Source organism: Microbacterium sp. Y356, from assembly GCF_059445355.1.
Genome location: NZ_JCAIUE010000001.1, coordinates 2,328,756 through 2,344,940, shown reverse-complemented (window position 1 = coordinate 2,344,940; position 16,185 = coordinate 2,328,756). Strand labels below are relative to the sequence as shown.

Below are 16,185 nucleotides of genomic sequence, written 5' to 3'. Positions count from 1 at the left end.
TTAGCTAGCTATCCAACTACCAATTCTACTCACGGCGAGGTCATGTGGAGTGCGCCGTGTCTCCACCCGACGCTGCCGTCATAGTCCTGCCGACGCCCAACGGAGAGGCATCGATTCGAAGCTCCGAAGCTCCCCGTTGGCAACGACTTCCGTATGCAGGATGTGACCGGTGCGTGGATCGAGATAGCTTCTCGTCTCGATCCCGTCGGCCACGACCCCGCGAAGTACGGGGCTACCATCTGTCCAATGGTGCGGTGCCCGCGCCAGAACTGCTCCGGAGCGGTCGCTGATAGCGATGTCGGCGCGTTGCGAGACTCCCGGTGCAATGGGCGCGCTCTCGTTCACGAGATCGTTCGGGTCGATGCTCGGCGGGGGCATCAAAGGCGGCTCCGCGCGCTGCAACCTCGCTGCGAGAATGCCCTCCCGCAGACCGTCTGTGCGCGTTGCGACATCCACACCGTACACCTCTGCCGCGTCCGCAGCCGAGTAACGACCGCGCTCCACGTCACGCACGACGGCTTCGATCTCCCGATCCAGAGGGTCTCCCCAACCCCCACCGCCCGCGGCGCGGACAACATAGCTATGCCCTTCGGGAAGGGGGAAGCCCTGCGTGAGTGTGCTGATACGCGTGGCGCGGCCGGCCTCATCACGCAATTCGACCTCGGTCGGGAGTCCGGCTGCGCCACCGGCCGTGCCGACCATTGGAACGAGACCGTGCCCGCCGATACTCGACCCGCTGATCTCGGGCGATCCTGCCACGACGAACTCGAGGTCGACTCCTGCTCCACCGCGATACTGGCCGGCTCCGCTCACACCCGTGCGAAGCCGGCGGTGCCGGAAGCGGAGCGGGTACCACGACTCGCTGACCTCGACGTCGTTCGTCTGCACCGATGCGGTCGAACCGAGCAGGTAGAAACTAAAGTCCGTGCCGTCCCGGTCTATGCCCGCCGGTGAGCCGTCCGCGACCCCATCAACCATGATCCAGGAATCGGTCGATCCGCTCAGTCCAGGTCCGTGGAACGTGACGACCGTGTTCGCCGACATCGTCTGCGAGCTTGAGAGGAACCGACGTGCAGGGCTGTCCGGCGACGCCGCGATCGCCTGGTGCACCGTCCGCTGGGCGGCCTCGCTTGCATCGTGCGATGCCATGAGGTGCGCTGCGCCGACGGGCGCGGGGTGCAAGCAGTTCAGGATGCTGCCTTCCGGGCAGATCACTTCGAGCGCGTCATAGAACCCCTGGTTCAGCGGGAGCTCCCGCCCCATCATCCGGCGCAGCTCGACGCCGATCTTGCCCTTGACGATGTACTGCTTCGTGTTGAAGAAGTGGGGCGTCTGCGGCGCGGCACCGGTGTAGTCGAAGCGGATCGTGTCGCCCGCGACCGTTGTCGTGCACGGAATACGATAGCGCTCCTCGTTCCACTCGGTCCAGCTCGTGGATCGGTATACCCCATCTTCGAGCAGAGCGAGCTCACTGCGCACCGCTGCTTCCGTACGGCTGTTGAGCTCGTTGAACACTTCCTGAAGCTCGTCGACGCCGATGCGCTCCGCGAGTTCCTGAACCTTCGTCGCCGCAGCGTCGACTCCTGCCCACAACGCCCGGATGTCCATCTCGACGATCTCGGCCATGCGAACGTTGTTGAGGAGGATCCGCCAAATATCTGCCTGTTCCACGCCGCGCGCCGCCACCTTCACCGGCGGCAGCCGGACTGCTTCCTGGTATGCCTCTGTGGCGGCAGGCGCGAACGACCCCGGCACCATCCCACCCGCATCGACGACGTGCGCCGAGTTCGCCATCCACGCGGCGAGAGAGCCGCTCGCGAACACCGGACGCATGATGAAAACGTCCTGAGCGTGCAGTCCGCCGCCGCGATGAGGATCGTTGGCGAGGAACACGTCGCCGTCATGGATGTCACCGCCGTGTTCCTCGAGCACGCCCGCGATCGCGTTGGTGGCCGCATAGAAGTGGTAGGGGATGTGCCCGCCGCCTGTGACCAGGCGCCCGCCCGCGTCGAGCATTGTGCACGAGTAGTCCCCGCCCTCGGCGACCAGCGGACTCACCGCTGTGCGCTGAATCGTCACGGCACCCTCGGCGCAGAATGCGTCCAGCTGGTGCCTCAACACCTCGAGAGTGATGCTGTCAATCGTCATCAGTTCATCTCCAATCGGAGTGAGCGTCGCTCGCCCATAGTGAGAGTCGCGCCGGCCGGGACGAACACTGTCGTGTCGACGTCATCGACCATCGCAGGACCATTGATCGTGTCGCCAGGGTGCAGCTGGGGCGTGCGATAGCACGCGACATCCTGCGCTCCCTCTTTCGACAGGTGGACCGAGCGAACCGAGTCAGGCTGGGGGGCAGTATGCCCCGCCGGGCGCTCGAATCGGGGGAAGGTCGCGCGCGGGAGACGCCCGATTCCGATGGCGCGGATCGCCGTGATCTCCAGCGGTGCACTGCGCCCGACGGATCCTTCACCGTAGCGGTTGGCATACGCCGCGATGAACTGCTCGCGAATCGCGACAGGGTCAAAGACGCCCTCATGGATGGGGACCGAGACCTCGGACTGCTGGCGGTAGAAGCGCACACCAACCTCGTATGTGACCGACCGCGCGTCTTCCGGCACACCGTCATCGCCGACATCCGCCAGCACTGCGCGGCCGAGCTCCTTGAGGTCGGCGGTAACCTGGTCCGGGTCGACCGCGCCGAGCAGCGTCGTCATCGAGATGATGCGCTGACGTCGAACATCGGCCGAAGCGGCGCCGAAGGCCGACAGAACGGAGGCAGCCGCGGGAACGAGGACGGTTCCGATCCCCGCCGCCTGCGCGATGCTGCCCGTGAACAACCCACCGCTGCCGCCGTACGAGATCAGTGCGAGGCGGCGGGTGTCCAGCCCGCTCCCGCCGGCGTGCAGACGCGTGGCCTTGGTCATCTCGGCCAGCGCGATCTCGCGGATCCCCCACGCCGCCTCTTCTGCGGAGAGCCCTAGCTTGTCACCGAGGTCACTGCACACGCGCAGCGCCGCGTCGCGATCGAGCGTCATCGATCCGCCGAGGAATTTGGCAGGATCGATGTAACCGAGCACCACAAGTGCGTCGGTAATCGTCGCATCGGTGCCACCATTGCCGTAACACGCCGGTCCAGGCCACGCACGCGCCGAGCGCGGGCCGACGCGCAGCAGACCGCGGCCATCGACCCAGGCGATCGAGCCTCCGCCAGAACCGATCGAGAGCGTGTCGACGCGCGGCTGCGCAATGATCATGCCGTGGAGCTCTCCGCGCTCCGAGCGCTGCGGCTCGCCGCCGGCGATGACCGCGAGATCGAAACTCGTGCCCCCCATATCGCCACAGATCGCATTGGTGAAACCTTCGCTCACGGTAACTTCCGCCGCGGCCATCACACCGGCAGCGGGTCCCGACGCGACCAGTACGATCGGCGAGCGCCGCGCCTCCGCGAGAGTAAGCGTTCCACCAGAGGTCTGCAACAGAAGCAGCGGCACTTTGAGGCCCGATCCGGCGAGCGTATCGGCGAGCACCTCGATGCCGTCGAGCGCACTGCTCGTGACGGCGTTCAACGCCGCGACCAGCGTGCGTTCGTACTCTCTGATGCTGGGGTGAAGCTCAGAGCCGCAGTACACCGGGATGGAGGGGAACTCGCTCCGGACGAACTCTGCGACCTTGCGCTCGTTGGCCGGATTCTTGAATGACCACAGGAAAGACACGGCGAGCGCCTCGATGCCATGGACGGTGACGAGTTCGTCAACCTGGGAACGAATCTGGTCGAGATCCACCTCAACCAGCACGTTGCCGTCACGATCGATCCGCTCATCGACGCCCAACACCGCATCACGACTGATAGGGCTCCACGGCGGGACGAGGAATCCATCTTCGGACACCCGACGCGAGCGCGCCATATCAAGCGTGTCTTCGAATCCGACCGTCGTCAGCAGGCCGGCCTTCACCCCGTGCTTCTCGACGAGAGCATTGGTGACCGCCGTCGTACCCAACCCGAACCGAGCCACCTGGCCCAGCATCTGCTCAAGCGTGATCCCGATCTGGTCGGCGACGAGTCGACACGCACCCAATACGCCTCGCCCGAAGTCTTCAGGATCAGTCGGCGACTTCGCACGCCAGAGAGTCTTGCCGTCGCCACAGGCGAGATCGGTGAAAGTACCCCCGACGTCGATGCCAATCGAAAGGTCCTTCACAACACTTGCCGACAGTTCACTCACTCTCGGAGTCCTTTCTCTGCGTGCACGAATGCACGAATCCGTAATTGACCGCCTCGCCGATGGTCGCGATGGCGACGGCCTGAACTTCGGTCCCCGGCGTGAGCGCCGCACCGCACGTGCAGAAGATACGTCCCGGGAGCTTCACGCCCTCCGTGCTCATCCTCACCACACCGGACATGTACGGTGTCATAGACCGCCACGGCTCGGTGAGGCTGAGCCCACTGCTGGGAAGCGCACCCACGGCGCTGTGTGCCTCGATGGCGACATCGGTCGTCCCGCGCGGGTCGATGTCTTCCCAGATGAATTCGTCACTGAGGCATGCGAAGCAATTCGGCGCACTGGGGAACCGGAGTACGCGGCACTCCTCACACCGTTGCAAGGTCAGGCGACTGGCGGCGATGTTGTTCCAGAATTCGGCGACGTCGGGGTGCACGATAGGGTCGGTGCCCGCCGGCGCATCGAATCGTTCGAGCCTCGTAGCCGATTTTGTCTTGTCGTGTTGTTCCATGAGTCAGCTAATCCGTTCGTTGGTCATCACCAATGAATCTCCCCACGGGGCGCCCCATTGGAGCACCTTCGCGTCTGCGATCTGGCGCTCGCCAGCCTCACTTCGCAACTGACGCACCATCTCCAGCATGTGACCGTAGCCATACAGGTGCCCCTCGGCGAGACTCCCCCCTGACGTGTTGACGGGGAGGGGCGAGCTGAGGTCTATCCCGCTTTCACGGCAATATGCGGCTGCCTCACCTGCGCCAACATAGCCCCAACGCTCGAGTGCCATCCATACCTGGGCCGAGAACGGATCGTAGGTATAGAACCCGTCCACATCCTCGCGGGAGATCCCGGCCATCTCGAAGACAGGGAAGCTGTCGGGTGCCTTGTAGTCGAAGACCGCGCCGGTGCCGGCCCCCATACCGGGTCGCGAGAAGAACACCGCATTCTCTCGACCGGCCTGCATTCCCTGCATACCGGTGATGTGAACCGCCGGGCGACCGAGATCCGCCGCACGCTCGGCACTGGTGATAAGCATGCAGGTCGATCCTTCGACCATCTCGCACATATCGGCCGCACGGAGTTCGCCGAACAGCTTCGGCTGAGCGAAGTAGTCGTCAAAGCTCAAGGGCGCGTCTCGAAGAAGTGCCAGCGGGTTGTTCTGCGCGTACGAGCGTTGTGTTACCGGAATGACGGCCATGTCCTCAGACGTTGCGCCATAACGATCCATGTACTGCTGCGCAGCCAACGCGGCACCGGCACCGGCACCGGGAGTGCCATGGATCGTCCAGTTCGCGTACGGTCCGCCCTGATCCCGACGAGCTTCGTCGACTCCACCGAGCGATGAGACCGTGGGCGGATAGTTCCGACCGTATCCGGCACCCGCGACCGCACTGTTGACGACGGCCACGACGTCCGCCAGCCCGAGCGAGACCGCCATGACTGCTTGCTGCACGGTACTCGCAGCCCATCGACCATGCGTCCACAACTGCGTCGCCCAGCGGATGTCCAGACCGGCCGCAATCGCGAACTCGTCGTAGTCGACCCCCCGGGGCTCTCCCCAGGCCGTCACCAGGCCGTCGACCTCGTTCTTATCGATTCCGGCGTCCGCGAGCGCGTCTCGAAAAGATTCGAACTGCAAGCGAAGCGCGCTACGGCCAAGATCCGGGCCGAATGAACGGCTCGTTCCGATTCCGACGATACTCGCACCTATACTCATCGCGGCTCCTTCGCGCTCGATGCCTTGCCTTGCACCGGCAGAGCGCCAGTGCCGAGGTCCGCCATCCAGCGGCCCTCACAGGATGATACTAGCTGAACAACCAACTATTAACCGATGTCGACCGCGCATAGCGAACGCAGGAGCGGGGTGACGCTCTCGGCGGTGTCGAGTTCCGCGACCCGTCGGATGACCTCCGCCGCCGCCGCCGCGCCTAGCACTGGAGACACGATCGACTCAAACTTACGCGAGAGCGCTTGCCAGCGGACGTCAAGATCTTCAGGACGCGTCGGCGCATTGACATCCACGTCCATCTCCCGCTCACGGCCGTCAGCGGTGCGCACAGCGACGATCGTGGATCTCGCGGCATCGTCTCGGACACCCACTTTCACTCGCTCCATGAGCGCGCGCACACGCGGATCCCGGAGTGCGTCGTCATCGAATGCCTGTTCACTCAAGTCTCCGGTCACCAGCGCCGATGCCGCTATGAACTTGAGGCTGAATTTGCCCTCAAGCGGAGCGACCGGGTCCTCGATGTTGCACACCCGCAGGTGGCCAACCGGGACCTTCAACTCGACCGAATGCACATCCTCCGGCGAGAGCCCTTCACGGGCCAGCTGGAGTAGTCCCTCAATCGCCGAGTGGGTGAGGTAGCAGGCCGCGTGGTATTTGAAGAGGACGTCGCTGACCGCGAACCGCCCAGCACGACTGGGTGGCAACTCCCCCGAACCTTCGGACTGTGTGTCGCGAAAGCCCTGCACGGCACCAAGCACGTCCGGATGCGCCGTCACACCAGCCTGCGCGAGAAGCGCGGCTTTCACGCCGTTCTCCGCGGCCGATCCGACCTGCAGCGGCTTTGTCATCGTGCCGAACATCGACTTCAGTCCCGACGCGTGCGCGCCCGCGATGCCGAATGCATTCACCCAGGCATCGGCGTCCAGCCGGAGCAGATCGGCACACGCCGCCGCCGCACCGAACGCGCCGACCGTGGCGGTCGTGTGAAACCCGCGCGCGTAATGCGACGGCTTCATAAGCTGTCCCACCAGCGCTTCCACCTCGAATCCGGTGACGAAGGCACGGATCAGGTCGGAACCAATCACCGTGGTTCCCTCAGCCACAGCGAAGACCGCGGGAATAACTGGCGCCGAAGGGTGCCCCTCCATTGCCGCCACGACGTCGTCGAAATCCAGCGCGTGCGCTGCGGTCCCGTTCAGTAGAGCAGCCTGGCTGCGCGATGCCCGTTGCGCCGTGCCCCAGATCGTCGCGAGCTGCGACCCACCCTCGGATTCCGCATATCGGCGCGTCTCGACAGCGACGCGCTCATGCGAGCCGGCAATGGCGACCCCGAGCGTGTCAAGTATGCAGTGCTGAGCTCCCGCCACAACCTCTGGCGGGAGCGGACCCAGCGCCCGGGCCCGGTCGATCACCTGCTGCGTGAGGGTCGTCACGCCGATTTGCCCGTTCGCTTCGGGCGTCGGCTCACGAGCGCTGACCGCTCGCCTTCGAACACCACAACGGCGTCCTGGTTACGCCCCCAATGTGCGAATACCACGATGCCGACATCCGGTTCATCGGGTGCATCCTGAACGGAGATGACCTCCGTGAACGCGGTGATCGTGTCCCCGTGGTGTACGGGCGCCTTGAATCGTAGGCGTGACCAGCCCAGCTCCCGAACGACGTGCTCCGCGGTGTCTTGTGAGGCAAGGCCGTAAACGAGCGAGGCGGTCGAAAGGCCGAAGACGATCCGGTCGTCTCCCATCTTTGAACCAGCCATGAAGTGGTCGTTGAAGTGCGCCTGGGCGGTGTTCATCACTTGCTTCGCGGGACCGCTGCCCTCAAACTCTCCAACCGTCGCAGAGCGGAAGTGCCGCATCCGCTGGCCGGGGGTGAAGTCTTCGAACCAGCCGTGATCGGCGACCAGGGTGTTAAGATCCATGGGCGTCGTCATCTGCAGCATCCTTCGTTTGCGAGTTGCATCCCGCCGCAACTTCCACTGTGCTCTCTGTCCAGGACTTGACGACCGATTGGGCGTCGTCTTCCCCCAGCAGGGGGCCGCGTCCGCGGACCCCGGAAGGTGTCCGCGTGAACTTGATCGGCGTCCCGGCGATCGTCACCGGAGTCTCGGATCCAGGTTGTTCGACTTCCACCAGCATGTCTCGCAGACGGACATGCTCGTCGCGGAAGATATCCGATGCGCTGTTCACGGGCCCGATCGGAACACGCCCACCGAGAATCTCGACGATGCGTGCGGTCGTGTGCGAGCTGAGCCATGCCCCGAGCGCCTCTCTCACCGCGACGACATTGACGATCCGCGCCGCGTTGTCTGCAAAACGTGGGTCGTCGGCCAGTTCTGGGCGGCCCATCGCCTCCGTGAGAATGCGCCAGTGATTGCTGCTGGGGGCCGCCACGGCGATCCAGCCGTCGCTTGTGGGCATGATGTCGAAGGGGGCAAGTAGCGGATGCCCATTGCCCATCGGCGCGGGGTCCACGCCGAGATACGAGTGCTGATAAACGATGCGCTCGCTCAGAGCGAGCACCGCGTCGTACATTGCCACGTCGACGAACTGGCCTTCTCCCGTGCGGTCGGCATGGCGAAGCGCTGCGAGGATGCCGGTTGTCAGCAAGGCCCCGGGGAAGATGTCTCCAATACCGGGGCCGGCTTTCAACGGCGCGCCGCCGAGCTCGCCCGTAATTCCTGCGAAGCCTCCCATGGCCTGGGCAACCACGTCGAACGCCGGCCACTCCCGATACGGGCTGTCACCCGTGCGCGGGTCGCCGAAACCTCGAAGAGCAGCGTACACAAGCCGAGGATTGACTTCAGCCAGCCGCTCGTACGAGAGTCCGAGACGCTCCATGACACCCGCCGAGTAGTTCTCGACGAGAACGTCCGCCACTGCGACGAGCGCGAGGAGGCTCTCGACGTCGCGTTCTTGTTTCAGATCGAGAACGACGCTGCGCTTCCCGCGGTTCACCGATTGGAAGTAGCCACTCAGCGCTCCTTCCCCGTCGCCGGCACGAAAAGGGCCCACCGCGCGCGTTCGATCGCCCCCGCGAGGTTCCACCTTCACGACGTCGGCCCCGAGATCCGAGAGCAGCATGGTGGTGTACGGACCGGCAAGCATGGACGTCAGATCGATGACCTTGACACCGGCCAGCGGGCCCCCACTCCTCACGGCTTCGGTCACGCCACACCGCACAACTGCGCGCGCTCGAGCACGGCCTCGAAAATCCTCGCGGTCGCCGCATCGATCATCATCCCGTCAAGAGACGCGGCTCCCAGCCCCTGGGCCTCTGCCGCGCGCACCGCGTCGACGGCCGCGGCCGCGTGGTCGATCTCGGACTGCGTCGGCGCGAAGACCGCGTTCGCGATCGGGATCTGACTCGGGTGGATTGCCCACTTGCCTACGGCGCCCAACGTGGCAGACCAGGTCGCTTCGCGCTCGTACCCGTCGGGGTTCGAGATGGCCCCGAACGGACCATCAACGGCGTCGATACCGTTCGCGCGAGCTGCGACGATCATACGGTTGCGCGCGTAGTGCCACACATCGCCCGGATAACCGTAAGCACCCGCTGCGGCCGCGCCGATATGGCCGAGACGAATCCCCTGACTTGCGGAGAGATCGCCCACACCGAGGATGAGCGCTTCCAGCCGTGGGGAGCATGCCGCGATTTCTTCGACACGCGAGAGCGCCTGCGTTTCCTCGATGAGCACCTCGATGCCGATTCCTCCAGGCTCGAGGCCGTGGAGCGTCTCGAGTTGCGTTAGGAGATCGTCGACGAACCACACGTCACGAGGACCGAGGACCTTCGGAATGATGATGACATCCAAGTTCTGACCCGCCGCCGAGACGATATCGACGATGTCGCCGTGACACCACATCGTGCTCACCGGATTGATTCGCACCGCGCGCGTCTTACGGCCCCAGTCCAAAGTATTGAGACCTTCGATGATGTTGGCCCGCGAGGGCACCTTCTGATCAGCGACGACCGAGTCCTCCAAATCTAGGAACACCAGGTCCGCGTCACTGGCCGCCGCCTTCGCGATCATCTTCGGGCTGAAGCCCGGAGTCGACAGTTCGCTGCGTCGCAGTCGGTTCTTCCTCATCGTGTTTTCCTCTCACTTTACGGCCGACGCGCCAACGGCGGCGACCAGATTCGTCCGGACGAACTCGACGACCGGTTCGCCCCGCTGATTCATTCCCGTTGTGCGCCAAGTCACGATGCCGACGCCGGGCTTGCTAGTCGATGAGCGCTTGTTCAGAACAGTCGAATGCGCCGTCAACGTGTCGCCGGGATACACAGGCTGGAGGAAGACGCAGTCATCGATTCCGAGGAACGGCCCCCCTGCCTCGCTCAGGTCCTCAACGGAGAGTCCGATGACGGTGCACAGCACCAACATCGGGTTGACAACCGTGTCGGGGTAGCCGAGACCACGGGCATATTCCGCATTGAGAAAGAGGGGTAGCCACGCGCACGTCGAAGTGGAGAAAATGGCATTATCTGACTGCGTGAGCGTCCGCCCCCAGTGATGGTGCCACACCTGGTCGATCGCGAATGCGTCGTACTTATTGCCCTTGGCGACGAGGGGGAATGAATCGAGATCAGGCGTGTCGCCCGATGGCGATGACGTGTGTGTCATGGGTCCATGATGGCCATTCGAAGTATGTTTGTCAACGAACAAGTTTTTCGAGAAGCTGTACGAGGGGCGCGAAAGCGTGTAGATTGCTAGTCGACGAACAAATAAGTAACCACGCCTACATCGCGTCGCGACTCCAGGAGGCCGCCAGCATGAAAAAGCACGCGCTCATCGACCCACGACCTCCGATTCCGCACGCATACCGGACCGAGGAGCGCGAGGCGATCCAGGCGCTGGCTCGCGAGTTCGCCATGCAACAGGTCCTACCCATCGCAAACGAGCTTGACCCCGTACACGGGATCATTCCCGACGCGCTGCGCAATCAAATGGCCGAGATGGGGTTCTTCGGCATCACAATCGCCGAAGAGGACGGGGGCCTGGGCCTGGGCGTGTTCGAGTACGCGCTCATCACCGAAGAGCTCGCTCGAGCGTGGATGAGTGTCGCGAGTATCATCACTCGCTCCGGCGTTGCCAAGGCACTCGACCCCACTCAACGCGCCGAGATCCTGCCGCGTGCCGCGCAGGGTGAATGGCTGGGCGCCTTCGCGATGTCTGAGCCCGGCGCGGGATCCGACATCTCCGCGATCCAAACGCGAGCAGACAAGGTCGACGGCGGTTGGCGCATCACAGGCCAGAAGATGTGGTGCACGTTCGCCGACCAGGCCGACGGCATCTTGATCGTCGCCCGAATCTCTCCCTACGATCCGGCGAATCGCCATGAGGGCATCCGCCGCTTCATTCTTCACAAGGAACGCGATTCGTTCCCGGAAGGCGTTTCCGGCACCCCCGTGCGCAAGATCGGATACCACGGGTGGCGGACGTTCGAGCTCTCGTTCGACGGCTGCTTCATCCCCGATGACTGCTTGCTGGGCTACGAGAAGTCAGACACTCCAGACCGCGGCTTCAAGCGCGTCGCGGAGGGCATGCTGGTACCGCGCATCCACACGGCGGCGCGCTCGATCGGGCTCGCGCGGGGCGCGCTGGAGGATTCGATCAAGTACGTCCAAGAGCGGGAGCAATTCGGCCACCCCATCGGCGACTTCCAGGCGACCAGGTTCCGCATCGCGCACATGGCCACCGCTATTGAAACGTGCCGTGCGCTGATGTATCAGGTCGCCGCGGACGTCGACGCGGGCACGGCTTCGGAAATGCAGGCAGCAATGCTCAAGTACGCCGCCGCGGAAATGTCTGAAGAGGTCACATCGGCTGCACTCCAGATCCACGGCGGCGCGGGGTACACGACCGACTTCGCGGTCGAGCGGCACTGGAGGGACGCACGGCTCACGAAGATATTCGAAGGCACATCGGAGATCATGCAGCGCCTCATCTCCGATCGCTTGCTTCCCCCCACGCCGTTCCGCTAGGGGGACAATCCGTGCGGAATGATAGACCCTCAACTAACATCGTTTCTGTGAACACCAAAGAAGCACTCAACGGCCACCAGATCCGCTCGCACCGATCGACAGAGGCATTAATTTATGCTGCCGGCGACCTTATCGCCGAAGGCGGCTACCAGGCGATGACCCTCGCGATGGTCGGAGAGCGCGCCGGATACAGCAGGAGCCTCGCAACGGCGCGCTTCGGCTCCAAGGCCCAGCTTCTCGAGGCTCTGGTCGACGAGATCGTCGTCCGCTGGAGCGTGAAAACGATCGTTCCCGAAGCGCGAGGGCTCAACGGAATCGAACGTCTCGAAGTACTTCTCTACGGTATCCGCGATTCCTACGAGAAAAGCCCGCGGTCTCTCCGGATCCTCTATGCACTAATCTTCGAGGCCGTCGGCCCGCTGCCGGAACTGCACGAGCGCTTCATTGCATTCAACCAGCACCTCATTAGTGAAATCGAGGTGACCATCCGAGATGGCATCTCCGATGGATCAGTCGGCTCACACCACGACCCCGCGCTGTTCGCGGCATCGATCGTTGCTCAACTGCGCGGCGTCGGCTACGTGTGGAGGCTCGATCCCGAGGGCATTGACGCCGCAGCCGTACTCACTCATTACATCGATGGGTGCCTCAAGCAGCTCGCTGACTCGCCGCCGCCAACGAAGGACACCACCGCGACATGACCGGCCCACTCAAAGGACTGCGCGTCGTCGAACTCGCGAGCATCGGGCCGGGGCCCCATGCCGCGATGATCCTTGCCGACCTCGGAGCTGATGTCGTCCGCGTCGAGCGCCCAGACCGGCCATTCGGGCTAGGTACCCAGGGACGAAACGAACAACTCCGCGGCCGCAGTGTCGTGACCGCCGACCTCAAGTCCGTGGCCGGACGTGACACCGTCCTCGACCTCGTGCGTCGAGCCGATGTCCTCATCGAGGGCTATCGGCCAGGAGTGGCAGAGCGGCTCGGAATCGGGCCGGACGTTTGCGACACCGTTAATCCGCGGATTGTGTACGCACGGATGACCGGATGGGGCCAGGACGGTCCCTACTCGCAGCGCGCTGGGCACGACATCAACTACATCGGCATCGCGGGCATCCTCAATGCGGTAGGTCGCGCGGGCGAACGACCGGCGATTCCGCTCAACCTCATCGGTGACTTCGGTGGCGGTTCGATGTTCCTCATCGTTGGGATACTTGCCGCGCTTTGGGAACGTCAGCATTCCGAGCGCGGACAGGTGGTTGACGCTTCGATGCTCGACGGTGCGAGCATGCTGGCACACTTCATCTGGTCGCTGTACGGCGGCGGGGCATGGAACGGCGAGCGAGGCACGAACTTCCTCGACGGTGCAGCGCCGTTCTATGACGTCTACGAGTGCAGCGACTCGACCTTCATGGCTGTCGGTGCAGTCGAGCCGCAATTCTTCGACGCCCTTCTCACCGGACTCGGATTGGACGCCAGCGATCTGCCCGAACAGCACGAGAGAACCGGATGGCCCGTGCTGCGCGAGGCCATCGGCGCCGCGTTCCGGACGGCTCCCAGAAAGCACTGGACGGAAGTATTTACAGCTATCGACGCATGTGTCACCCCCGTCCTCACTTTCGACGAGGCCAGTCAGGATGAGCACGTCGTAGCGCGCCGTGTCGTCGAAGACCTGAACGGGATCGTTCAACCGCTCCCGGCGCCACGATTCTCGCGCAGCGACACCGGGACTCCGCTGCCCCCACCGACCCATGCTGCGGCTGTCGCGGACATCCTGGATCGATGGGACCGCGACGCGGCGGCTTCGTGATGCCGATCCGCCACAGAATTCCCCCAGAGCGCCTGTGCGCCCCTCTTTACGAAGCGGAGACCCATCAATGATCCCGACCACTGCCCATCGGCCGCGCCGAACGACCCTCGCCGTACCGGCTTCGAACCCTCGAATGATCGACAAGGCGAGAGGCCTGGCAGTTGACGCCTTCTTCCTCGACCTCGAGGATGCTTGCGCACCGTCTGAGAAAGCGGGCGGGCGGAAAGCGGTCATTGAGGCGCTGAATGAGGGCGGCTTCGACGAGAAGGTGCGGATCGTGCGCGTGAACAGTTGGGACACCGAGTGGACATATCGTGACGTCGTCACGGTCGTCGAGGGCGCCGGCGCGAATCTAGATTGCGTCATGCTGCCTAAGGTCGAATCCCCCGAACACGTGGCTTCGCTGGATCTGCTTCTGACCCAGATCGAGCGCACTATGGGTCTTGAGGAAGGACGCCTCGGCATCGAAGTCCAGATTGAGAGTGCCAAAGGCCTGCGCGCCATCGACAGCATCGCCGCGGCAAGCCCGCGCACGCAGACGCTCATCCTCGGGCCCGCCGACATGATGGCATCGTTGCAAATGAGGACGCTCACCGTCGGACTGCAGCCTCCGGGCTACGGTGTGGGCGACGCATATCACCACATCCTCATGTCCATTCTGATCAGCGCGCGTGCGCACGGGATACAGGCCATCGACGGTCCGTACTTGGGTATCAAGGACATCGAGGGCCTCGAGGCGGTGGCCGGGCGATCAGCCGCGCTCGGATTCGACGGGAAGTGGGTGCTGCACCCGGGGCAGATCGATGTAGTGAACGAGACGTTCAGCCCGCGACAAGCAGATTACGATCGCGCCGAGGAGATTCTCGACGCGTACGAGTGGTACACCTCTGCGGCTGGCGGATCCCGGGGCGCAGCGATGCTGGGCGATGAGATGATCGACGAAGCGTCACGCAAGATGGCGCTCGTGGTGAGCGCAAAGGGACGTGCGGCAGGCATGGCCCGCAGCGGCCAGTGGAGTCCGCCGCAGGACTGATCGGCAACACTTGAGCCCGCACCGACTGGTGCGGGCTCGAGTCGATCACGCGTTACGCCACCTGCCTCACCCGCGGGAGCACCTCGTTGATCAACAGATCATATGAATGGGCGTAGACGCCAGCGGACCCGAGCGAGAGGGTGATTCGATCCAGCCCGAGGGCGACGAACTCCTGGATCCTCTGAACGCACGTGTCGACGTCCCCGACGATGGCGAACTGCTCGATGAATTCCTCGTCAACGACATCAGACTGCGCGGACCCGTCCCCGCCATGCAGGTTCATGTCGTAGACCTCAGCGATCCGCAAGAGCGTCTCGCGTTGTTTCGGTGTTGCGGGCCCGATCACCTTGCCGTTCATCACCGAGTATCTCGCCGTCGTCACCGCACCGACGCGAGCGAGGTCTCGTGCAGTTGAGATGTCCTCGTGCGGCACGACTACGACCACCGCGCCGACTCCGACATCCCGGCCCGCCTCTGCTGCGGCAGCTCGTGCGAGTTCGGCTCCCCAGGCAACGCGATTGATCTCACCTGACAGACCGAGAACTACCCGGTCCGCTATACGAGCGCCTGCTCTGATCGCCCGAGGGCCGGTGGCCATCACTTCGATCGGGATCGGTGCCACATCGAAGTAGTTCAGCCACATCAGCGAGCTCGAGCGCGGCTTGGACGCGATGGCAAGATTGCTGTATCCGGCATCGGCGCCGACAAGCATAGCGCTCGCGACCTCCAACTCGACATCCTCGCCTCGGAGGTAGGCGCGAAGGACATCGAGATAGTGCTCGAAGGCCGCCATTCTCATCGGTGATGCACCGATGAATGCCAGCGCGGAATCTCCCCGACCCACTCCGAGCACCATGCGCCCGTCCGATAGCATCTGGATGGCAATCGCGGCCGCGGCAGTGACCGAAGGATGGCGAGTCACCAGGTTGGTCGTGCCGCTCGCCAGAGTGATGCGGCTTGTCGCTCCGGCGGCGGCCGCGAGGAAGGGCCAGATGTCGGGCATCATGCTCTGAGAGTCATACATGACTGCGCCATCCCATCCTTCGTCCTCCAGACGGCGCGCGTGAGCACCCGCTTCACGCGGGTCGATCGTACTGAAGTGCGTCCAGAACTCTGTCTTCGCGTTCATTGCCATCTCTCTCTGTATTGGCGCACTGGAGACCTTGTCGGGGATGGTCACATCTGCGGCGCGGCGGTCAGTCCGACGCAATGTCTAATCGTGGAACCGAATAAATACTTTGTCAACCCACAAATTTTACCGGCCGCCTCAACGGGATCTTCGGATGATCGGACAACCCGGTCCACCACGAGAAGCAGTCCGCGTGATGGCAATGGATTGTTGTCCATCTGACCTCGCGAAGACCTCAGCGGCGCCGTGAGCGGTCGACTGGGTCGTTTCGTCAGGTCGATCAGG

General features: G+C 63.9%; 14 protein-coding genes. 4 read left to right on the top strand and 10 right to left on the bottom strand.

Features of this window, described 5'->3' with window-relative positions; all coding sequences use genetic code 11:
• Positions 1 to 78: 78 nt before the first annotated feature.
• The 9 genes from AC1C2Q_RS11305 to AC1C2Q_RS11265 all read right to left on the bottom strand — a co-directional run bounded on the left by AC1C2Q_RS11305 (position 79) and on the right by AC1C2Q_RS11265 (position 10,570).
• Positions 79 to 2,148: a hydantoinase B/oxoprolinase family protein gene (locus AC1C2Q_RS11305; RefSeq protein WP_495450168.1), complete on the bottom strand. Its 2,070-nt coding sequence runs from the start codon at positions 2,146 to 2,148 to the stop codon at positions 79 to 81.
• Entirely contained in the window at positions 2,148 to 4,223 is a 2,076-nt protein-coding gene (locus AC1C2Q_RS11300; protein WP_495450167.1) for a hydantoinase/oxoprolinase family protein, read from the bottom strand. Before AC1C2Q_RS11300 ends, AC1C2Q_RS11305 begins: the two co-directional genes overlap by 1 nt.
• Complete coding sequence (locus AC1C2Q_RS11295; protein ID WP_495450165.1) at positions 4,216 to 4,731, bottom strand: Zn-ribbon domain-containing OB-fold protein; 516 nt, start codon at positions 4,729 to 4,731, stop codon at positions 4,216 to 4,218. Before AC1C2Q_RS11295 ends, AC1C2Q_RS11300 begins: the two co-directional genes overlap by 8 nt.
• Before the next feature lie 3 nt (positions 4,732 to 4,734).
• Positions 4,735 to 5,934: a thiolase C-terminal domain-containing protein gene (locus AC1C2Q_RS11290; protein ID WP_495450164.1), complete on the bottom strand. Its 1,200-nt coding sequence runs from the start codon at positions 5,932 to 5,934 to the stop codon at positions 4,735 to 4,737.
• Between the two features lie 107 nt (positions 5,935 to 6,041).
• On the bottom strand, positions 6,042 to 7,379 hold the full coding sequence (locus AC1C2Q_RS11285) for an MmgE/PrpD family protein (protein ID WP_495450163.1): 1,338 nt from the start codon (positions 7,377 to 7,379) through the stop codon (positions 6,042 to 6,044).
• On the bottom strand, positions 7,376 to 7,879 hold the full coding sequence (locus AC1C2Q_RS11280) for a MaoC family dehydratase (RefSeq protein ID WP_495450162.1): 504 nt from the start codon (positions 7,877 to 7,879) through the stop codon (positions 7,376 to 7,378). The genes AC1C2Q_RS11285 and AC1C2Q_RS11280 overlap by 4 nt, the downstream gene beginning before the upstream one ends.
• The gene (locus tag AC1C2Q_RS11275; protein ID WP_495450161.1) at positions 7,857 to 9,116 is read right to left on the bottom strand and encodes a CaiB/BaiF CoA transferase family protein; all 1,260 of its coding nucleotides are present in this window, start codon (positions 9,114 to 9,116) and stop codon (positions 7,857 to 7,859) included. Before AC1C2Q_RS11275 ends, AC1C2Q_RS11280 begins: the two co-directional genes overlap by 23 nt.
• Entirely contained in the window at positions 9,113 to 10,036 is a 924-nt protein-coding gene (locus AC1C2Q_RS11270; protein WP_495450159.1) for an HpcH/HpaI aldolase/citrate lyase family protein, read from the bottom strand. Before AC1C2Q_RS11270 ends, AC1C2Q_RS11275 begins: the two co-directional genes overlap by 4 nt.
• Positions 10,037 to 10,048: 12 nt before the next feature.
• The gene (locus tag AC1C2Q_RS11265; protein WP_495450158.1) at positions 10,049 to 10,570 is read right to left on the bottom strand and encodes a MaoC family dehydratase; all 522 of its coding nucleotides are present in this window, start codon (positions 10,568 to 10,570) and stop codon (positions 10,049 to 10,051) included.
• A 149-nt stretch (positions 10,571 to 10,719) separates the two neighbouring features.
• Here AC1C2Q_RS11265 and AC1C2Q_RS11260 point away from each other — a divergent pair, with 149 nt between their 5' ends.
• The 4 genes from AC1C2Q_RS11260 (at position 10,720) to AC1C2Q_RS11245 (ending at position 14,771) form a co-directional block, all read left to right on the top strand.
• Positions 10,720 to 11,931, top strand: coding sequence for an acyl-CoA dehydrogenase family protein (locus tag AC1C2Q_RS11260; RefSeq protein WP_495450157.1), 1,212 nt, complete (start codon positions 10,720 to 10,722; stop codon positions 11,929 to 11,931).
• 47 nt (positions 11,932 to 11,978) lie between these two features.
• Positions 11,979 to 12,632: a TetR/AcrR family transcriptional regulator gene (locus AC1C2Q_RS11255; protein ID WP_495450155.1), complete on the top strand. Its 654-nt coding sequence runs from the start codon at positions 11,979 to 11,981 to the stop codon at positions 12,630 to 12,632.
• Positions 12,629 to 13,738, top strand: coding sequence for a CaiB/BaiF CoA transferase family protein (locus AC1C2Q_RS11250; RefSeq protein ID WP_495450154.1), 1,110 nt, complete (start codon positions 12,629 to 12,631; stop codon positions 13,736 to 13,738). The genes AC1C2Q_RS11255 and AC1C2Q_RS11250 overlap by 4 nt, the downstream gene beginning before the upstream one ends.
• Positions 13,739 to 13,805: 67 nt before the next feature.
• Positions 13,806 to 14,771 carry an HpcH/HpaI aldolase/citrate lyase family protein gene (locus AC1C2Q_RS11245; RefSeq protein ID WP_495450153.1) on the top strand — a complete coding sequence of 322 codons (966 nt, stop codon included), beginning with the start codon at positions 13,806 to 13,808 and terminating at the stop codon, positions 14,769 to 14,771.
• A 52-nt stretch (positions 14,772 to 14,823) separates the two neighbouring features.
• Here AC1C2Q_RS11245 and AC1C2Q_RS11240 read toward each other — a convergent pair whose 3' ends face one another.
• A complete protein-coding gene (locus AC1C2Q_RS11240; RefSeq protein ID WP_495450152.1) occupies positions 14,824 to 15,900 on the bottom strand; it encodes an LLM class flavin-dependent oxidoreductase in 1,077 nt (358 codons plus the stop codon).
• Positions 15,901 to 16,185 lie beyond the last annotated feature (285 nt).